The organism is Rothia dentocariosa ATCC 17931 (assembly GCF_000164695.2).
In the GTDB taxonomy this organism is placed as follows: Bacteria; Actinomycetota; Actinomycetes; order Actinomycetales; family Micrococcaceae; genus Rothia; species Rothia dentocariosa.
Map to the genome: position 1 here is coordinate 1,975,354 of NC_014643.1, position 19,539 is coordinate 1,994,892.

The following is a 19,539-nucleotide window of genomic DNA, read 5'->3' on the forward strand; positions in this document are numbered from 1 at the left end:
GCGTGCCTGCAAGCGTTAGGCTACACAACGTTTTCCAGCATAGCGGGTTTCTGACTAGGAGAATTAGCCGATTCATCTTCAATTGAGATACCAAAGTCGGTGACTGTACTCAGATCGTGCTCTGTCATGGTTGTGATCCCTGCACCGCGACCAGCAGAATTGAGGATTCCAGATCCCACAATATTGCCCTGAGCATCGTAAAACCAGAGTTTATAGACCTTTCCTTCGGGTAGCGCAGGCAGATTTGTCGTTGAAACACCCGCCATGTTGTGGGAAGGGGAGTACATGACCGATACTGGCATACCGTTGACTTTACCTTGGGCCATTGAAAGGTCAGGAGCCATGCTGATTTGCTCGACGATCGACTGGTCGCCAGGTCGTGCAGCTGCCGGATGTGCTGGAGCCGAAGAGGACACCCTCGCGGCTTGAAGCTCCTGGGAGGTACGTTCTAGTTGCTGATGCTGCGTGAAACCCCATATGCCCAGACCAGCAGCGATAATAATACTTGCCGCAGCCGTCATGCGCGATGGTGAGAATTTACCCTGGGTCCCGAACCAACGCCGTTTAGCTCGTGCATAAGCGGAATCCTCTGAGTCTGCGATAGCTTGAGCGTTGTCTGCATTATCTGATGCAAAGTAACCTTCGGAATCGGCATGATCACTCTTATGCTCGGCATTCACATCATCTGTACCTAGCTCATTAACTGGCTGGATTTGCTCGGTATGTGCAACCTGCGCCATCACACGCGCTTTAAGCTCAGCGGACGGTTCTTGCGGAGTGAGCGAAGTACCAAAAACCTCAGAGAGAACCGCAGCATCGGCCTTAGCATCTTCGCGTTCGTGTTTGGGGGCCCACGATTCAAACGCTATACGTTGCGTTGGTGAAAGCGTGTGAAGGGCGTAGTCGAGTTTATTGGGGAAATCTTCGGGATAGTCTTTAGTGCTCACGGGTGCCCTCCAATCGTTCACGTAGTTTCTGCATGCCAGCGCGCATGCGGGTTTTGACAGTTCCTAGAGGAATGCCCGTTTCATCGGAGATCTCGCGCTGTGATTTACCTCCGAAATATGCCATGGTGAGCAGCTGGGCTTGTTCGCGTGGAATACCCGATAGAGCATGATGAACCTCCTCCGTATCCATAAAAGCAGCTATTGCGTCATCAACATGATGATAAGATTCGCGATACTCCTCAAGACCGCGTGTGAAATCACGTTCTGTGGAGGCTGCAACGGAGCGCACCCTATCAACCGCACGGCGGTGAGCAATAGTTGCAGCCCACGACAACACGGTACCCCGTTCTGCACGGTATAAAGGCGCTTTTTGCCATATTTCTAGAAAAACTTCTTGAGTAACTTCTTCCGCATGCGTTCGGTTATGAAGAATGCGGTTAATAAGCGCGTACAGACGCGGAACAAGCGCATCGTATAGAGCTTCAAAACAGTGTTCGTTTCCTGCGGCAGCACACTCCATCAACGCAGTTAAGCGCTGATATTCCTGAGGAATTTGGGTGGCTTTTTGAGCTTCTTGATACGCCGAAGTCACCTGACGATCCAAAAAAGTCATGGTCATATCATCTCACGCCCTATGATGACATTTGATTATTGTGTCGGTGATAAGCGAAGTTTAGGTATGTTTTACACCCTAGAAAATATTCCAGGGTGTAAAGCAGCATACCGGCAAAATATTACTTCGACATGGCGGAAGCCGAAGGAGACATCATGGCGTCTTTGTTTTCCATCTTGCCCCCTTTGTCACCGTCCATCTTATTGTCATCATGCTTCATGCTGTCATGATCTCCCTGCATTTTATCGCCGTCCATCTTGCCGTGGTCGCCATCCATCTTGTCCCCAGACATGGCAGACTGACTCGGCATAGCTGAAGGCGACATCATAGCGTCTGAACTCATCATGGCAGAAGAAGAGGGGGTGGATGATGCAGAAGAGCTCGACGATGCGCTCGGCGATGAGTTCTGATCAGAAGCGTTAGAAGAACATGCAGAAACACCAGCAACGAGGGCTAGAGAAACAGCTGCAAAAGACGCAGTGCGAAGAATAACGGACATACGTAACTCCAATCTTATATCGGCACAGGTAACGCGGAGGAGCGCCCGTACCATTGCAAAATATTCAGAATCCTAAACTGGACTCATTAGGTATTCGGAACATTCAGCCCGCTCGGATTGCAAAACCTCAGAAAAATTTTTAAATGATGTATCCGACTACCTCTCGCAACACCTTGAGAAAAACTTCCATGAACTTGAATATTGCGGAGTAAAAGGCCTCATTAAGATGCTGTCAATTGTGCAGGCATCGCTATAAAAATAATTTCAACCAAACCGAAACCGCAGTTCGTTCCGAATATAACCATGACAACACGTGAGGCAGCATCGCCTCGCATTACCAATCCATGAGGAAGAATAACTATGCTGTTATCGCTCATCATCCTTGGCATACTCGGTGGTCTTATCACTGGGATCTCGCCCTGTATCCTGCCTATCTTGCCCGTTATTCTCGTCACTGGCGGTGCAGATTCAGCGCGCACTGCATCTACCGAATTTGGACAAACAGGCATAGCAAAAGATTCTGCGGACAATGTGCAAGCCTTATTCTCGCGCAGAAGCGCAGTTCTCGGAAACGCAGCTCCAGCACCCATGCAGCGTACTGCATCACGCTGGCGTCCCTATCAAGTTGTAGGCGGGCTCGTTCTGAGCTTCAGCCTCTTTACCCTGCTCGGTTCGGTTATTCTTGCTGCCCTGCACTTGCCGCAAGATACGCTGAGGATTTTAGGTATCACCTTCCTCATTATTGTTGGGCTGAGCATGCTTATACCCCCGTTGGAGCGCCTGCTTGAAAAACCTTTCGCGAAATTCTCAAAACTCGGAGCGAAACGCAGCACCACACGTGGCGGCTTCCTCATGGGGCTTGCTCTCGGTCTCGTCTATGTGCCCTGCGCAGGTCCGGTTCTTGCAGCTATTACCCTTGCTGGCGCAACCGGAAACATCGGTATCGAAACCGTAGCACTCACCCTATCCTTTGCTTTCGGAACAGCGATCCCGTTGTTGATCTTTGCTCTTGCGGGGCGGAGCATTGCAGAACGAGTTAAGACGTTCCGCACCCACCAGCGTGGAGTACGCACCGCCTCGGGTGTACTCTTGATCGCTCTTTCAATCGGACTAGTATTCAACGTTCCCGCCCAGCTACAGCGCGCAATTCCGAATTATACGGAAGGGATTGAGCAGACTATCAGTCAAGATACGCAGAATAATATTATTTCCTCCTCCACCGGTGGGTCGATAAGCTCGTGCCGACCCGATGAAGAAAAATTGCAGGACTGCGGCTCTGCCCCGGAATTAGCAGGTGGCACGGGTAACTTTAACACTGAGAATCAGCCAAGTCTCGCTCATATGCGTGGAAAGGTTACACTCGTTGATTTTTGGGCATACTCGTGCATTAACTGTCAGAGGACGGCACCGCACCTGAATGAACTCTACGCCAAATATCATGATTATGGTCTAGAAATAGTGGGAGTACACACGCCGGAATATGCGTTCGAACACGAAGGTAAGAATGTCCAGGCAGGCATTGAGAACCTAGGTATTAAATACCCGGTAGTTCAAGACAACGACTATGCTATTTGGCGTGCTTACAGCAACCGCTATTGGCCTGCACACTATCTCATTGATAGTGAAGGTAAACTTCGTGCTGTTCACTATGGTGAAGGTGGGCATAAGGTGACTGAGGCACAGGTACGCGAACTTCTCAAAGCTGCAAACCCACAAGTGCAGCTTCCAGACCCTATTCACAAGGATGATGTACAAGAGGAAACACAAAACGCGCATGATGCGCGAACCCCTGAAACGTATCTAGGCTCTAAACGCGCAATGTACTTTGCGGGGCAAGAAAGCTACGCTAACGGAACCCGAACCTTCAAACCAGCAGATCGTCTAGCTGTTGACCAATACGACCTCAACGGTACGTGGTCCATAACCCCCGAACGTATTGAGCCTCAAGGAAACGACGGCACTTTGCGGATTAACTATAGTGCCCACGGAGCGCAGGTTGTTGCCGGCGGCAGCGGTACCATCGAAGTGCGGCGCAATGGTACAACGGAAAAGATTCACGTAGACGGCGCTCCCAACGCCCACCACATTGTGCGCGGCGATGAGCAAAGTAGCGGAGTTATTGAGCTCAAGGTCTCGCCCGGAGTGCAGCTGTACTCGCTCACCTTCTCATAAGTCTCTGCCGAATCTCACACAGAATTCACCCCTAACGACTAAACCCGGGACTGTGTTTTCAAGGCTTTAGATCACACATGACTAAAACCACGTAAAACGCATAGTCCCGGGTTTTACTGCGTTTTCACCGCATCTGTACCCGAGGGAGAGAGCGCTCCGAGTACCGGGCTGCGGCAAGCTCAGCACATCCGTACTAAACTTAAGACAAGTAACATAGACGTCACTCAGAAAGTTATATCGTGCCCGTCACCTACGAACACCTTACCGAACGTATCCCAAACGTCTCAGCAGAAGAGCTTCTCGCTGGATTTCGTCCCTCAGAACGATTCGGTGAAGTGTCATTCGACAGCTATATTCCCGATCCAAACCAGCCCTCCCAAGCTGAAGCAGTACAAAAACTCAAAACCTTCGGCGATAAAATCAACAAAGGAGGAAGTTCTGGCGGGTTCTTCGGCAAACTTTTTGGCGGTAAAAAGAAAGACTCCGCAAAATCCGGGCTCTATTTAGACGGCGGCTTCGGTGTTGGGAAAACCCACCTTCTAGCCTCCCTATGGCACTATGTTGACGGGCCCAAAGCCTTCGGTACCTTCGTCGAATACACCAACCTGGTTGGTGCCCTCACCTTCCGCAAAACCGTAGAAGCGCTCAGTGGATACAAGCTCGTCTGCATTGACGAATTCGAGCTTGATGACCCCGGCGATACTGTCCTCATGTCCCGCCTGATGCGCGAACTCGCAGATGCGGGCGTCAAACTCGTAGCAACCTCCAACACTCTGCCCGGTGCCCTCGGCGAAGGACGCTTTGCCGCCGAAGACTTCAAACGTGAAATCCAAGTACTCGCCGAACAATTCGAAGTACACCGTGTGGATGGTGAAGACTTCCGTCATCGCGGTCTTCCAGCTGCACCGGAACCCGTAACTCCCGACGCGTTCGACGCTAAGGTTGAGGAAGTATTCGATGGAAAAACCGTGGGTATCGATACTTTCTCAGAGCTTGTCGAACACTTAGCGAAAGTGCACCCTTCCCGTTACCGCCAGTTTATCGACGGTCTGCAGGGTATCGCTTGGCGCGATGTACACCCGATTACCGAGCAAGCGGTAGCGCTGCGCTTTGTTGTGCTCGCTGACCGTCTTTACGACAAAGACCTGCCGATCGTCTCATCCGGTGTACCTTTCGACCAGGTCTTCACACCCGAAATGCTTGCTGGCGGTTACCAGAAGAAGTACTTCCGTGCCGTCTCGCGTCTGACGGCGCTCGCTCGTGAAGGCTTGCTAGGGGAATCAGAGGCTTAGACTTCATGGCATTGCGGTATAGCGTAGAATGCTGTGCTTGATATTTGCGACCTTATTTGTGTAGAAGGTTGTAAGGTTTTTGGTACTGACGCTCGGCCTAAAAAGTGCGGCAAAAGATTTGGCAAACGACGAAAAAACCCGTATAGTATTTATCTGTCAGTGTGACGGGTAAAGCCTGTTGTTGATGCTTGAAAAGCACCTGATAAGCGGTTGTAGCTCAGTTGGTAGAGCACCACCTTGCCAAGGTGGATGTCGCGAGTTCAAGTCTCGTCAACCGCTCGTAGGACTCCTAGAGTTCGAACTCATCTCGCGAGAGATGTATGCGGTGAGGTGGTCGAGTGGTTAGGCAGCGGCCTGCAAAGCCGTGTACGCGGGTTCGAATCCCGTCCTCACCTCGCAACAACACATTGATGTTGTAGGCGCGATTGGCGCAGCGGTAGCGCGCTTCCCTGACACGGAAGAGGTCACTGGTTCGAACCCAGTATCGCGCACAGATAACCCCAGCTCATGGTAAGCTGGGGTTTTTGTGTTTTTGGCTTATAGGAATTTTAGTCATCTGGAATATTTTCTCCACATTCGTAGAGATGAGCCGTCTAACAAGGGTAGTTAGTGAAGATTCAAATATGTTCGTTCCCCGCACCTGCGGGGATAACCTTTCAGCTCTATGAGGAATACTCCATTGAGTCTAGTGACGCATATCATGCTTACTAGAGTTGGTGGGGTATTCCCTTAACTGTATAGTTATATATGTTGTTCGGGCGGGTCCCGAAAAACAGTCCGGCCCCATCGTATAGCGGCCTAGTACTCCGCCCTCTCACGGCGGCAACACCGGTTCAAATCCGGTTGGGGTCACACTAGGAAAAGAGAATTCCCCGGTTCAGGCGAACCAGGGAATTCTCTATATTTTTATAAATGCCAAGCGGATCAGGATTTTCTAAAAGGCACTTATATAACCTTTTCAGCAAAACCTAACTCGCCCGCGTCATAATGTGAATAACCAGAAAACGGGGGAGCAGCCTACTTATTCTCCCCGCCCGCACTGGCAGAAGCACCCGCTGCGGCAGGAGCACGGCGCACCATACGCCACGTTCCCTCAAGATAATGAGCCGTCACCTGGCCCGAGACAACACCGCTCGGCACCTTAAAAACCTCAGGAAGCGGCTGCGAACGGTTCGTCGTCTTCGTATACACCGCAGACTCCCGATTAACCTTCATCGTTGTCTTCCAGGTATAAAATCCGTTCTTCTCATCCTTCGTTGGGTGATCTGTATCCAAAGACATCGTCAACGGGTTCTGCACGCCAGTCACCCAGCCAGTCTCTGAAGCGTACATATCCTGCATGAAATCGGCAATAGTTGTGTAATCGCCCGTATGATCAATATTCGTGAAATAGTTACCGTCACCCGTCAAAAGCATATAATTCAAAGTCGCGAGCCAGTAGGTTACAAAAGCGTGTAGGCCCTCAACCGAATCCTCACGTAATTTCACGGGTTCCACCGGAACAGGCACATGCTGCGCCGGATGCTCCTGCGTGCCAGGTTCAAATTCACCAGACGATCTGTAGTTCTCCAACTTCAACTCACCCTTAAAACTAGGGCCAGAAGGGGTAGCAGATGCAGAGGCAGCCGAATGCGATGGCGATGTAGCCTTGGCAGATGCGCTAGCACTTGGCGCCGCATCCTTATTCTGCGACGAGCACGCGGTAAGAATAGTTATAAAACCGGCACCTACAACAGTGAAAGCGCCACGACGCGACATTGAGCTCATGAGAAACCTTCCCATCAAAAAACGTTTTCCGCCTGCGCGAAAAACTTCACAAGAATAGAACGCAAAAATATATACGTTCTCTATAAAATCTACCGGTAAAACCCTAGCACACCTAAAATGTGTGGAGATTTCTAAGGTGCCTTAGTGCCACCGGGCGAAGCCTGCGAGCCGTCGTCCTTGAGCATGCGCCATGCCCCATTCTCATATTGAGTGATCACCGAGACCCTAGACCCAGACTGCATAAGGTCATTAAGGGGGTAAGTCTCCTGAGTCTGCGAATTATAGATTTCAGTACCTTCACCAAACTCAACGGTAGCAATCCACATATACGATGTTTCACTCCGTGGATTCTTCACCGGTTTTGCAGAGTTGAGTGAAATTTTCATAGGATGCTGTTCCCCAAGAACCCACACTACACCGCTGTCGTACAAGGCTTTATAAAGATCAATACTTTCGGTGTAATCATCAGCCGGATCAGCTTTACGCAACAGAGCACCGTCACCCGTTAAGTAAAGATAGTTTTGTGCCTCAACCCAGAATGCAATGAATGAGTACATGCCGTCCACAGACTCTTCATGCATATTTTCTGGTTCCACAGGAACCGGTACGTTCTCGGCCTTATGCTCGCGGGTGCCCGGTTTGAACTCACCTTTAGAATCGTATTTCTCTAGTTTTACAGATCCTTGATAGTTCTTCCCAGAACTTTGCAGACCCTCCGATGCTGATGGGGAAGCCCCCGCCGCCGAGGCTGCGCTCTCAGCAGATGCGGTACCACCGGGTGAGGGAGAAGCATCATTACCTACCGGCTGAACCTTTGGCGTACAGGCAGTAACCGTTGCCGCTGTGAGACCCGTACCGGTCAAATACACAGCTTGGCGACGTGAAACTAGAGTCATGATGCCCTTTCAAATCTGTACTAATTCCATCATAACGTCATCCTGCATGTGAAACATGGAAAATTTCTATTTCTCAAGGATAGATTTACGGGGCTCGAACTCCTTATAGGATTCTCAAGGGTCCGATCTGTATTTAGTCTTTCAAAAGATGAGCATATTGTTTGCGCACTTTCGCTACCTTAGGCCCAACTACTACGGAGCAGTACCCCTGATATGGGTTCTTCGCGTAGTAATCCTGGTGGTACCCTTCTGCTTCCCAAAACTCAGTCAGCGGTTTAATCTCGGTGACAACTGGGGAGTCGAAGAATGACTGAGCTCGCTCTTTCGCAGCCTCAAACACAGCCTTCTGTTCGTCAGAGGAATACAACAGTACGGAACGGTACTGCGAACCACGGTCGGCACCCTGCTGATCCCAACTTGTCGCATCGTGTGCGGCGAAGAAAATATCCAAAATCGCGTCTTCACCTATAACCGATTCATCAAAATCAACCCGAACAACCTCGTGATGCCCCGTCGTTCCCGAGCATACAGACCGATAATCGGGGTTTTGGGTGTGCCCGCCCGCATACCCGCATACGCTTGCTTTTACACCCTGGAACTGCCGAAAAACAGCGTCAATACACCAAAAACAACCGCCGCCAACAACCAAGCTTTTCATAAGACCTCTTCCACAGATAGATGTACATTCCTTTACAGCATAGCTGTATCAACTATTATTCCCCGTCCTACCCGAGGTCTGCTACGGGACGTGTAATAGCTCGTATTTCTGCTGCTAGATGCCACAATAGAATCATGACAACACCTACGCTATCCCACATTGTTGATACTTTTCATAGCCTGTATCCGCCGCACCTTGCCGCTAGCTGGGATTCTTCCGGGCTAGTCTGCGGACGTTTACAGACCCGCGTTAAACATGTGCATTTTGCAGTTGATGCCATATCAGCAACCGCCCAAGAAGCCGTAAATCTTGGGGTCGGTCTTCTTATCACTCACCACCCGCTTCTCTTGCGTGGTACCAGCTTCATACCCGACTCCGATTACAAAGGCAACGTGCTCCATACCCTCATTGAAGGCGGATGTGGCCTGCTCGGTGCGCACACCAATGCTGATGCCGCCGTCGCTGGTGTCAACGAGGCTCTCTGTGAAGCGCTTAATCTGCAAGGATGTGAACCGCTGACTGATCAGCAGCAGCAAGAACTTGCGGGCAAGGAATATAGCGTTGGAACAGGTCGTGTAGGTGTTCTTACCCGCCCTCTTACCTTGCAGGAACTCTCTGAAGAACTAGCTGCTGCTCTTCCTGCAACAGCGGGTGGGCTGCGCGTTGCGGGATCCCCACAAAAACTTATTCGCCGTGTTGCCCTCTGCGGAGGCGCCGGTGACTCGTTGTTTGATGCCGTGCGGGCATCTGAAGCCGATGTCTATATCACTGCAGATTTACGGCATCACCCTGCCAGTGAGTTCCGGGAGCAAGAACTTGTACGAGGTACTGATACTGCACTCATCGACTGTTCGCATGCTGCAAGTGAATCTTTATGGTTAAATCGTGCTGCGGAACGTCTGCAAGAAACCCTAGCGGGCCAGGGATACAGTATTGAAATTTCGGTATCCTCGCTAAATACCGACCCCTGGGATTTTCATGTAAGCACTGGACAAACCATTGGTTCGGCAAGCACACCTCGCTAAAAATATTCAGAACAGCCCGACGGGACTTCTAAAATAAATGTGAGAAAAACTAATATTTTGCAACATGCATTACTATTTTTCCTGAATAGTATTTTGGTGATAATATGACGGTTATAAATAAGATATAAGTATGGCGTGCCCCCTATTCTCTTAGGAGCACGCCATACTTATCTAGACTCTGATTATTAGCGCTTCATATGTGCATAACGGTAAATAAACGCCGCCATTGCTTCACGTGAAATAGGCTCATAGGGATGGAAGGAACCATCCGACCACCCGGTTGTAATACCTGTGCTGCGAAGCCAGACAATCTCTTTATAGAAAGGCTCGTCTGGACTCAAATCCCAAAAAGGAGAAACCTCAGGTGCCTCAAACTGAGGGTTGCCCGCAAAGCGGTAGAAGAACGCTGCCATAGCGTTACGATCTACCAGGTCATGCGGGCGGAAAGTTCCATCAGACCAGCCAGTGGTAAGACCCTGCTGATGGAACCACACCATTTCCTTATACCACATATCGTTAGGAGAAACGTCTGTGAAAGGCGACTTTTCGGGAAGGTCAACTTGCGGGGAGCCTGCCAGGCGATAGAAATAAACAGCTATACCCGAACGCTCAATATAATCTTTCGGGTGATATGTGCTATCGGGGTAACCGATCGTGATCTTACGGTTAAAAAGCCAAGTAATCTCATTATAAAAAGTAGAAGATTCAGGAACGTCAATAAAACGTTTCTGAGGCGAAACGGTCTGCGGAGTTGCGTTACCTTCCACCTGATTTAAGGTCGAGAGATCTTCCTGTGCAACAACGGCAGGCTGCCTCTGAGAATCGGTGGTTTGGGGCTGCTGAGTCTCTGCAAAGACGGGGGTGCTAGGTGCAAGAGTAGCGCCAACTAGGGTAAGTGAGCATATAGTCGTGGGAGCTTTACGAAGTTTAAAAGTGAAAGACATACAATAATCCATCATGGTTAGTGCGATATGACTCCCTATAATGTACCAGGGATGTCATATACGGTAAAGGATCTTCGAAGATATTTATAAAACTGTTATAAATCTTGTGGGAAAATTCTCTGGACACATTCTTAGAAAATGTGCCGAGTATACAGAACCTATTTCCTCTACACTTCGAAATTAGAATATAACAGTTCTTTCTTTAGGGTGTTGATAGCGGGAGAATTCTCGTAGATACCAGAAGGGTACACGCTATATTCATACCTGAAAACTCTATTCACGGATAATAAGGGTCAGTGTTCCTGCTTTCTTAGGTGTCGGTAATGTACATTCAAGCTCCCAATCGCGGTCAAGCGCCTCCAAGAATTCTGAAATGCCTGCTGTACCTTCAAAAGGTTGCTCAGCAAGGGCATGAGTGATCACGTAGCGAGCTAACTTTCCGCGATAATGCTTTGCCATGTGGGAGACAACCTTGCGTGAACCATCTGCTGCAACGCGTTCAACACGGACCGCTAATGTCTGGGCTGACGGCGATACCCACGATTTTGCGTAAGCGCTGGAGCGGCAGTCAAGAATGAGCTGCCCCTGCGCGTATGCGGTCAAAGCATTCCCCAAAACTCCGCGCCAATATGTAGCCAGAGTACCTATAGCGCCAAGCTTGGTTCCCATAGACAGCCGATACGCAGGAATATGATCCTCAAGTTGCACCACACCCCATAAAGCAGATGAAATAAGAACGGACTTCTGAGCCAACTCCCGTTCATCGGGGGAGAAACTGGCGTAATCCAGCGCCTCAAAGAGCACGCCCGTATAGACTTTAGCCGCCGGATGAGCAGGTTCCTCCACTAACCGCGTGTTTCGTTCAATCTCCGCCGTGAGTGAGGCACCCACCCCGAGGACATCTAGAGCGTCTTCCTGAGCGGAAACTCGCATGAGTTCTTCCAGCACATCTTCACGTTCGGTTGTGAGCTCTGGAAACGATAACTCGGCAAGATTAACTGGTGCGTGTGTGCGAGGCGCAGGGGTCTTACCCTCAGAAGGAGGCAGAAGAATCAGCATGCTTCTTATTCTACCGGGCAGAAATAGAGCAGCGATAATAACTCCGCTAGAATAGAAGGCTGAAGCAGGGTGCCTGGGCAATCGCGAGATACCTCTTCTGAGGGGTATGTCGAGGAAAGTCCGGGCTCCACAGCACAGCATGGTGGATAACATCCACTCGGGGTAACTCGCAGGCTAGTGCCACAGAAAGTAAACCGCCTCATCGAGGTAAGGGTGAAAGGGTGGTGTAAGAGACCACCAGTGGGCGCGGTGACGTGCCCAGCTAGGTAAACCCCATGCGGAGCAAGGCCAAACAGAACACGCCATGATAGGGTAGTGCGCCCGAGCCAGCGGCGCGTGTTCGGGTAGGCCGCTTGACGCTTATGGCAACATAAGCCCTAGATAGATGATTGCCTCAGGTACAGAGCTTTCATCGGTACCGATGACAGAACCCGGCTTATAGGGCACCCTGCTTCTCATGACGCTCGTATACAACACCGGTGCGCCTAATTCTGTGTATCAAGAATCAGGCGCACCGGTAGTGTAGATGATTTTATGTATTTAATGTCCAAACGGGTCAGGATCTACGCCGGGCATCCAACTATTGTCCTCAACAGTCCAGCCTTCGCGTTTAACAACTTTCTTCATGCGAGAAGTCCATTTTTTATTAAGACGATTCACATATAGTTTTCCATCAAGATGGTCGGTCTCGTGCTGCATACAGCGGGCAAACCAACCAGTTGCCTCAAACCTGAGCGGATTGCCTTCGACATCAAATCCATTGACAGTAACCCACTCAGCACGTTTGAGAGGAAAACCGTAGCCCGGGAACGAAAGACACCCTTCTTCTTCGTCATGAGGGTCGGGCTCTGCAGCGGACACCTTGCCGAGAGTTAGCCTGGGATTAACGATGCACCCGCGGGCAGGAACACCATCTTCATTTTCCATCTGGTAGGTAAAAACTCGTAAACCTACCCCGATTTGAGGAGCCGCGAGACCCACTCCGTGGGCTGCGTCCATGGTTTCATACATATCAGTGACAAGAGCCTTGAACTCATCGTCAAAAGCCGTGACCGGAGCAGCCGGGCGGTGTAAAACGGGATTGCCATAAATAACAACAGGGCGAATAGCCACAGATAAATCCTTCGTTCTCGAAATCACAAGGTAAAGAGCTATTGATAGAGTATATTGGCGTCTACTCAGCGAGTAGGTCAAATCCTATGCTATCGCGCAGAAGCTCGTTTGTACCCCCAAAAATAGGCAGTAGCCGTGCCGCGAGGAACGCTTGGGCTACAGGATGCTCATTAATATAGCCATAGCCGCCGAAAAGCTGCAGACACCGATCGGTAATTGTGCAGGCTTTTTCAGAGGCAAAGACCTTGGCTTTAGCGGCGTCCTCAGCGGTAAGCTCCCCAGCGTTAAAAGCCGCTATAGCGCGTGCCACGTAGAGTTCGGAAAGTTCTGTATTCATGAGAGCATTAGCTAGTTCAAAACGGGTATTCTGAAAATCTGCCACACGAGACCCAAAAACCTTACGTTCTTTTACATACTCTAGTGTGGCGTTGAGAGTAGTCCTGCTGATGACCGCGGATGCAGCGGCAATCGCTAAGCGCGCTTGGGGCAGATGTTGTTTAATATAGGTCAAGCCTTGACCAAGCTCACCGATAAGGTTCTCAGCGGGAACACGTACATTCTCGAAGAATAGCTCGGCAGTATCTGAGGCCCGAATACCCATCTTGTCGAGCTGCCGTCCCGGGGTGTAACCTTCAGATTTTTCGACAAAAAAGAGGGAGAATGAATCCTCAGAAGCACGTTCAGAGGAACCATCGGTGCGGGCCAACACGAGGGCTGCATCCCCCGAAATACCAGAGCCGATAAAAGTCTTCTGCCCGTTGAGAAGGTAAGAGTCCCCATCGCGCACTGCGGATGTGCGGCATGCCCGCAGATCGGAGCCTGCGCCTGGTTCTGTAAACGCGCATGAGGACACAAGGTCACCGCTTACCATTTGGGGCAGCCAACGTTCCTTTTGCTCATGTGTACCGTATGCGAGTAAATAGGGGAGCACCAGATCCTGTTGAAGATGCACTGCGAGCGCAAACCCATATCCTCCAACGGTTGCGAGTTCTTGGGTTAGAACTAATTGATACTCGTAATCGGACAGCTGAGCTCCGCCAAATTCTTCGGGGACAGCAAGTCCTAATACTCCTGCTTCTCCGGCGGCTTGCCATACTGAGCGAGGCATAATATGTGCTTGTTCCCATTCGGGGTAGTGAGGGGTTATTTCGTGTGCCACGAATTCACGGACTGCTTCTCGGAACAGCTCATGGTCTTCAGAAAATGTCAGAGTTGATTGCACAGAAAATCCTCTTTCCTCAGGGGAATAAAACATATAAAGTCTAGTAGGTAAAGCTATAGGGTCGCTATGGGGATTACCATAACGACCCTAGTGACGGGGTGATCGACGGGGGTTGAACCCGCGACCTCCTGGACCACAACCAGGCGCTCTGCCAACTGAGCTACGACCACCATGTGCATCATGCGGTTTCCCGCGCGATTGCAACGGATACTACTCTACATGAGTTCGATAACTTGTGACAAATCAATTCAAGGTGATACGCGGCACGCTATATGCGGTTTTTAGAAGTTGTGATGTTGAATTCTAGAAGGGTGCCATTTCAGATATTTGATCGCTTTGTTTCTCATACTCAAAACTATTTGTAGGTTCTGAAGATTGTTGAACAGTCTGGTGCGTATCTGTAGATGCTGGAACAGTGTTTTTGGGTTGTGAAAATTCCCGTTGAGGTGAAGATGCTGTTCCTCGTGGTCCAGTTTCTTGAAGGGCGCGGTTTGGGTATTGCTGTGTACTCGATGGTTGTTGGGGAGCGGCATGGCCGTCCTGCGATATATCCTTCTGAACCGGGTTTGTTGTGTCATCCTGAGTGTGGGATTGCGTGCCGCTGTGCTCTACAGCGCGTGAGAATGTGCTGGTGCCGAAGGTAAGGTCAAGACCGATACTGCTGGCATCAACTTCGACAGATGCACCTTGAGAACCGTCTTCGCGCTGCCACTGTTGTGTGCGAACGCGCCCGGTGAGGAGTACGGGACTTCCCACTGTGAGGGAGGCGGCAATATTTTGTGCCAGCTTGCGGTAGGCGCAGACAGTGTACCAGCTTGTTTGTCCCTCGCGCCAGGAGTTTGTTGCTGAGTCAAACCAGCGTGGCGTGCTTGCCAACCTAAAATTGACGACTGGAATTCCGGTCGGAAGTGTGCGTAGCTGTGGGGCGGTTGCGGTAAACCCGCGTAGGATAACGGTATCAGCCATGATAGAGCTCCCTGAAATGTTAGGTGGTGTGTTAATTAGATAATGTGCATCCCCTGTCAAAGTGGGGCACGGTTTTTCTAGTGTGCCTCAATGTAGTGTGATAAAGAGAGCGTTGTATGTGCACCTGTGGATAGCCTATCTGAACGGGACAAGAATTCTGATCCTGTGGATAGACAGGAGAGGCGGGGAACTTCTGATACGTGTCACAATATTGGTAAAGAAAACCCCTTACCTCTGGATTTCTTTCTAGCTCTATAAACCCCTATCCTTGTAGTGCAATACCGGTGAATTCGGTTTTAGCATGAGATTTTTTCTCATTCGTAAGCTTTATGAGCGCGCTAAATCTAACAGCATATCTATGCCGCAGACGTACTGGAGAACATCGTGACAAAGTCTAAAAGGCCTCCTACGCCGAATCTTCGCGATTTTAAGAAGATTGCCGATGTAGACCCGCGCAAGATTTTGCCTCCAGATATGGATCCTAAGAACAAGCGTTTTCTCTATACTGCTTTGGCTATTCTTGTGATCATCGTGCTGATTATTGCCGTTATCTATATTGGGCGGCATAGCCAAGGCGGGCTGTTGGGTAACCCTAGTGCCTCATCTTCTGCTACAGGGGACGGCGAAGAGCAAAACGTCAAAACTGAGTCTCTGGAAGAGGTCAGGAACCCGCATGATGCGGTTGATCCAGCCACAGCATATGCACCTAACTTATCGACGGCGAAGAAGGAGCTTGCTACCCTGCCTGTGAAAGAGCGGGCATCAAAAGCCGGATATACGCGTGAGCAATTTGGTGCTGCCTGGGACGATGTCGATCATAATGGATGTAATACTCGTGATGATATTTTGCGTCGTGATTTAACAAATATTCGTTTCAAAGCGGGAACTCGTGCTTGCACCGTACAAACCGGAACTCTTGACGATCCTTATACCGGCAGGACAATCGAATTTAAACGAGGTAAGAAGTCTTCAAGTGCCGTTCAGATCGACCATGTGGTGGCGCTTTCGAATGCGTGGCAGACCGGGGCTCAAGATATTGGCGAGGAAAAACGTCGTGAGCTCGCGAACGACCCCGAGAACCTGGTAGCAGCAGACGGGCCCGCAAATATGCAGAAATCTGATGCCGATGCTTCTGATTGGCTTCCTGGCAATACGGCCTACCGATGCACATATGTGGCGCGGCAGGTGCATGTAAAAGCAAAATATCAGCTATGGGTCACTGCCGATGAAAAACGCGCTATGGAGAACGTGCTGAATTCGTGTAAAGATACGAACCCTGTGAAGAAATAACGGTACACACCCGTTTGCAAGAATGCACAGGTGGTTACGGGGTTATCGGTACAAGCACGAGCGCCGCTCCCTCAATCTGAGGGAACGGCGCTCGTGTGTACGGGTACCCCAGGAGGGAATCGAACCCCCGACCAAGAGATTAGAAGGCTCCTGCTCTATCCTCTGAGCTACTGAGGCATGCATTTCACTGTCTTCGATATCGGTGTGAAATACATTTATAGAGTACACCGAAAAGTCACATTATGGTAAACGAACTCGAAAAATGACACAAATTTATGGAAAAAATCCTGAATCGCCATAGCATGGTTCCGCGCCATGACAGGGGTTTACGCTCAAGTGTCCGCCGAGCTTAATGTTTTTGCAATATTTGACGGGTGCGCCGCGCACGGAGCCTTTCACGTGTCTGAGGGAAGAGTTGCCACCACATCCGTGTGATAGTTCGCTTTACCTGATGTGGGTGGAAGCTCAAGTACACCATACGTCGCGTTGCCGGGTCTAACGCCATCAGATAGACGATATAGGCCAGACAGATCAAAATGGCGATAAGACGCGCCATTCCCTGGTTGAAATCGTTCAGATATGGTGAGATGTACAGCTGATCGCATACCGCATACGCCATAAAGAACAAGGTTGTCACAAAGTACCACATCAGCTGGAAGTGAGAGCGCAGACCTGTCGCAGCAATCATAGGAACAGCCCAGAGAATATACCACGACTGAATCATCGGGCTGAAAAAAAGCATGGCGAGAATCGCGAGGCCTGCGTACCGCACCACATTACGGTATCGACCGACAAATGCGAAGCTTAACGCGCTCAGGATGCCTAGAAGTTTGCCAATATTCTCAAGAATTTTCTTGACAGCATCGAAGGAATCACCGTGCGCGAAAAGCCCAATAAAACCGATCACCAAGCCGATGGGAGTGTACCAAATGTATTGACCGCCCGTAGTGGAGAGCGCGCTGACCCAACCGAAACCAAGGTCGCTTATATAACCTAAAATAGCGAGCTCGGCAAGAAGAATAATTCCTGAGATAAACCAGATAGTGAATTTGCGTACCCAGCTGGCGTTATTACCCGCCCACAGCAAGCCAACAAAGGGGAGTACCACAAGCGCTAGAGGCTTCACCCCGACGCCGAAAGTCACCATCGTAACGCCAAGAACGCCACCATAGACATTGGGGTATCGCTTCGCAAAGTAGAGACCTGCAAGCATAAACATGGTCATCAAGGAATCGTTGTGACCACTCGCTATGAAAGAAGCTATGAACAGGGGATTAGCGCCTACCTGCCAGAGCGCTCGCGTTTGATTATATTTGTAAAGCTGTGCGAGTTTTACGACAAAGAACAAGATGCCGATAACGGCGAGGACGCTGACAAGACGAAACAAGAAAATGGCGAGATCGATATTTCCATCGACGATGCGAGCGATGAATTCTTCGATTTTGAGTGAGATAGGCCCGTAGGGCGGAGGAGACTCAGCCCATTGCGGGTCCGCACCGTTCTGCATGAAGTTCGCTATCTCAGAAACCCCCTGTTTATAGGGGTTCAGTCCGTGAGCCATAACCATGCCCTGCCCATAGTAGGAGAACATATCGCGACTATAGATAGTAAGAGCAAAAACCTGGGGCAGTGACCAGCAGGTAACAATTGCGATCATCCACCGGAGCGATGAATTATTCCAGGTACCCATCTTCTGATAGATACGCAGCCACTCACGGCACATAATCATGGCGCCTAGCGAAAGTGCGATAATACAAACGATTACCCACGAAACTTCATAACGTATAGTGCGTATCAGGTTATTGCGCCAAAAACCTGAGCTATCTGCAATCCAGCCAACGCCGTATGAGCTAAGGGCGATAAGGACAGAGCCAAAAGCGCCCAGCAGCAGCGTGCGAAGACGGTTACTGTCAATGTACTTTTGCAGACGCGGCGACGTTGCGGTGGGCTTTGTAAAAAATCTTGACCGCCACTGCATATACCGCGTTTTCATGCGTTAGGAATCCCTTCACTAGGGGTTTTAGCTCTACATCCAATACGCTCTCCATAATACCCGAGCACCTTCATTGTCTCCTGTGTGAAACCCACAAGACTACCGTTCTTCGCACGTGTTTTAGGTCGCGTGTGGGGAAGGTTTGATTCTCATATAGGTCACAATCAAATTTTTTAGGGTGGTAGATACAGAAAAATGAGAATGCTGCGAACTGCCGTAGCTAGGAGAGCACGTAGAAAATCTGTAGAGTTAAAGCGTGAGTATTTCAAGTGAACGTATTGTATGGATTGACTGCGAAATGACCGGGCTTGATCTTACACAGGATGCACTGATTGAAATAGGCGTTCTTGTGACGGATTCCGATCTTAATATTTTGGGTGAAGGCGTAGAGCTCGTGATCAAACCCGGTTCTGAGGCACCCGCTGGAGCTCTTGAGAACATGAATAGCTATGTGCGAAAGATGCATGAGTCTTCGGGGCTGCTAGAAGACCTTGAACATGGCGTATCTATGCATGAAGCGCAGGAAGCAGTTCTTAAATACGTCAAGAAGTATGTTCCCGTAGCGGGCAAAGCGCAGTTGGGCGGAAATTCAGTCGGCATGGATAAACGCTTTTTGGAGCGCGATATGCCAGATCTTATGAAGCATTTGCACTACCGCGTAATTGATGTATCGACGATCAAAGAGCTCGCTGCGCGCTGGTACCCGGCTGCTCGTCATAATGCGCCAGTTAAGACCGGAAACCATCGTGCTCTTGGAGATATCAAAGACTCGATTGATGAACTCAAATACTACCGTCACGCAATTTTTGTTCCAGATGCACCGGATGCGATTACCGCAGCTCGTATAGCTCGCGACGTGGAAACAGAACGTCAGACTCTTGAAGAGGCGTAAGAGATACGCCGTAGTAGGCTCTGAAAACGTGCTTCGATAGAAGCTCGTAGTTGCTCACCACTGCGGTATCTGACATAATAAAAAACTGTGTTTGCGCTGGGCACGCCCCTGCCGTAGGGGGAAGAGCGACCATAACAGTGCGGACCTTAGAACATCAATCATGTTCTAAGTTATAGAACTTCTATCTACCA

At 50.0% G+C, this 19,539-nt stretch carries 17 protein-coding genes, 6 tRNA genes and 1 other RNA gene; 10 read left to right on the forward strand and 14 right to left on the reverse strand.

The genetic code is table 11. From position 1 onward, the window contains the following. Positions 1 to 20: 20 nt before the first annotated feature. The 3 genes from HMPREF0733_RS08485 to HMPREF0733_RS08495 all read right to left on the reverse strand — a co-directional run bounded on the left by HMPREF0733_RS08485 (position 21) and on the right by HMPREF0733_RS08495 (position 2,059). A complete protein-coding gene (locus HMPREF0733_RS08485) occupies positions 21 to 947 on the reverse strand; it encodes an anti-sigma factor (RefSeq protein ID WP_013398936.1) in 927 nt (308 codons plus the stop codon). Further along, complete coding sequence (locus tag HMPREF0733_RS08490; RefSeq protein ID WP_013398937.1) at positions 937 to 1,566, reverse strand: sigma-70 family RNA polymerase sigma factor; 630 nt, start codon at positions 1,564 to 1,566, stop codon at positions 937 to 939. Before HMPREF0733_RS08490 ends, HMPREF0733_RS08485 begins: the two co-directional genes overlap by 11 nt. 115 nt (positions 1,567 to 1,681) lie before the next feature. Next, on the reverse strand, positions 1,682 to 2,059 hold the full coding sequence (locus HMPREF0733_RS08495; protein WP_013398938.1) for a hypothetical protein: 378 nt from the start codon (positions 2,057 to 2,059) through the stop codon (positions 1,682 to 1,684). Positions 2,060 to 2,419: 360 nt separating this feature from the next. On the opposite strand from HMPREF0733_RS08495, the gene HMPREF0733_RS08500 reads away from it, so the two are divergent. The 6 genes from HMPREF0733_RS08500 (at position 2,420) to HMPREF0733_RS08525 (ending at position 6,375) form a co-directional block, all read left to right on the forward strand. Continuing rightward, entirely contained in the window at positions 2,420 to 4,231 is a 1,812-nt protein-coding gene (locus HMPREF0733_RS08500) for a cytochrome c biogenesis protein DipZ (RefSeq protein WP_013398939.1), read from the forward strand. A 239-nt stretch (positions 4,232 to 4,470) separates the two neighbouring features. Continuing rightward, positions 4,471 to 5,523 (forward strand): cell division protein ZapE, encoded by a 1,053-nt coding sequence (gene zapE / locus HMPREF0733_RS08505; RefSeq protein WP_013398940.1) that lies wholly within the window; start codon positions 4,471 to 4,473, stop codon positions 5,521 to 5,523. A gap of 206 nt (positions 5,524 to 5,729) precedes the next feature. Beyond that, a tRNA-Gly gene (locus HMPREF0733_RS08510) sits at positions 5,730 to 5,802 on the forward strand. A 45-nt stretch (positions 5,803 to 5,847) separates the two neighbouring features. After that, positions 5,848 to 5,918: transfer RNA gene (locus HMPREF0733_RS08515), tRNA-Cys, on the forward strand. 24 nt (positions 5,919 to 5,942) lie between these two features. After that, positions 5,943 to 6,014, forward strand: a tRNA-Val gene (locus HMPREF0733_RS08520). Between the two features lie 288 nt (positions 6,015 to 6,302). Beyond that, a tRNA-Glu gene (locus tag HMPREF0733_RS08525) sits at positions 6,303 to 6,375 on the forward strand. A 165-nt stretch (positions 6,376 to 6,540) separates the two neighbouring features. Here HMPREF0733_RS08525 and HMPREF0733_RS08530 read toward each other — a convergent pair. The 3 genes from HMPREF0733_RS08530 to msrA all read right to left on the reverse strand — a co-directional run bounded on the left by HMPREF0733_RS08530 (position 6,541) and on the right by msrA (position 8,844). Next, positions 6,541 to 7,290 (reverse strand): DUF6318 family protein, encoded by a 750-nt coding sequence (locus HMPREF0733_RS08530; protein WP_244864702.1) that lies wholly within the window; start codon positions 7,288 to 7,290, stop codon positions 6,541 to 6,543. 131 nt (positions 7,291 to 7,421) lie between these two features. After that, positions 7,422 to 8,186 (reverse strand): DUF6318 family protein, encoded by a 765-nt coding sequence (locus HMPREF0733_RS08535; protein WP_013398942.1) that lies wholly within the window; start codon positions 8,184 to 8,186, stop codon positions 7,422 to 7,424. Positions 8,187 to 8,319: 133 nt separating this feature from the next. Then, positions 8,320 to 8,844 (reverse strand): peptide-methionine (S)-S-oxide reductase MsrA, encoded by a 525-nt coding sequence (gene msrA, locus HMPREF0733_RS08540; protein WP_013398943.1) that lies wholly within the window; start codon positions 8,842 to 8,844, stop codon positions 8,320 to 8,322. A 134-nt stretch (positions 8,845 to 8,978) separates the two neighbouring features. On the opposite strand from msrA, the gene HMPREF0733_RS08545 reads away from it, so the two are divergent. After that, complete coding sequence (locus tag HMPREF0733_RS08545) at positions 8,979 to 9,869, forward strand: Nif3-like dinuclear metal center hexameric protein (RefSeq protein WP_041321751.1); 891 nt, start codon at positions 8,979 to 8,981, stop codon at positions 9,867 to 9,869. Between the two features lie 185 nt (positions 9,870 to 10,054). On the opposite strand, the gene HMPREF0733_RS08550 is transcribed toward HMPREF0733_RS08545, so the two are convergent. Together HMPREF0733_RS08550 and HMPREF0733_RS08555 are read right to left on the reverse strand one after the other, a co-directional pair. Continuing rightward, on the reverse strand, positions 10,055 to 10,813 hold the full coding sequence (locus HMPREF0733_RS08550; RefSeq protein WP_244864703.1) for an S-layer homology domain-containing protein: 759 nt from the start codon (positions 10,811 to 10,813) through the stop codon (positions 10,055 to 10,057). 273 nt (positions 10,814 to 11,086) lie between these two features. Next, entirely contained in the window at positions 11,087 to 11,872 is a 786-nt protein-coding gene (locus HMPREF0733_RS08555) for a YaaA family protein (protein WP_013398947.1), read from the reverse strand. Positions 11,873 to 11,937: 65 nt separating this feature from the next. Between HMPREF0733_RS08555 and rnpB the strand changes: the two genes are divergently transcribed. Further along, positions 11,938 to 12,327, forward strand: an RNA gene (gene rnpB, locus HMPREF0733_RS10830) — RNase P RNA component class A. Between the two features lie 85 nt (positions 12,328 to 12,412). Here the strand turns inward: rnpB and def are convergent. The 4 genes from def to HMPREF0733_RS08575 all read right to left on the reverse strand — a co-directional run bounded on the left by def (position 12,413) and on the right by HMPREF0733_RS08575 (position 15,173). Further along, positions 12,413 to 12,985 (reverse strand): peptide deformylase, encoded by a 573-nt coding sequence (def, locus tag HMPREF0733_RS08560; protein ID WP_013398948.1) that lies wholly within the window; start codon positions 12,983 to 12,985, stop codon positions 12,413 to 12,415. A 61-nt stretch (positions 12,986 to 13,046) separates the two neighbouring features. After that, positions 13,047 to 14,240, reverse strand: coding sequence for an acyl-CoA dehydrogenase family protein (locus HMPREF0733_RS08565; RefSeq protein WP_013398949.1), 1,194 nt, complete (start codon positions 14,238 to 14,240; stop codon positions 13,047 to 13,049). A gap of 64 nt (positions 14,241 to 14,304) precedes the next feature. Beyond that, positions 14,305 to 14,377, reverse strand: a tRNA-His gene (locus HMPREF0733_RS08570). Positions 14,378 to 14,510: 133 nt separating this feature from the next. After that, entirely contained in the window at positions 14,511 to 15,173 is a 663-nt protein-coding gene (locus HMPREF0733_RS08575; RefSeq protein ID WP_013398950.1) for a single-stranded DNA-binding protein, read from the reverse strand. A gap of 384 nt (positions 15,174 to 15,557) precedes the next feature. Here HMPREF0733_RS08575 and HMPREF0733_RS08580 point away from each other — a divergent pair, with 384 nt between their 5' ends. Further along, positions 15,558 to 16,463 carry an HNH endonuclease family protein gene (locus HMPREF0733_RS08580; RefSeq protein ID WP_013398951.1) on the forward strand — a complete coding sequence of 302 codons (906 nt, stop codon included), beginning with the start codon at positions 15,558 to 15,560 and terminating at the stop codon, positions 16,461 to 16,463. 104 nt (positions 16,464 to 16,567) lie between these two features. On the opposite strand, the gene HMPREF0733_RS08585 is transcribed toward HMPREF0733_RS08580, so the two are convergent. Both HMPREF0733_RS08585 and mptB read right to left on the reverse strand, forming a co-directional pair. Continuing rightward, positions 16,568 to 16,640, reverse strand: a tRNA-Arg gene (locus HMPREF0733_RS08585). Between the two features lie 172 nt (positions 16,641 to 16,812). Beyond that, positions 16,813 to 18,456 carry a polyprenol phosphomannose-dependent alpha 1,6 mannosyltransferase MptB gene (mptB, locus tag HMPREF0733_RS08590; protein ID WP_013398952.1) on the reverse strand — a complete coding sequence of 548 codons (1,644 nt, stop codon included), beginning with the start codon at positions 18,454 to 18,456 and terminating at the stop codon, positions 16,813 to 16,815. A 256-nt stretch (positions 18,457 to 18,712) separates the two neighbouring features. Here mptB and orn point away from each other — a divergent pair, with 256 nt between their 5' ends. After that, positions 18,713 to 19,348 (forward strand): oligoribonuclease, encoded by a 636-nt coding sequence (gene orn / locus HMPREF0733_RS08595; RefSeq protein WP_041321757.1) that lies wholly within the window; start codon positions 18,713 to 18,715, stop codon positions 19,346 to 19,348. Positions 19,349 to 19,539 lie beyond the last annotated feature (191 nt).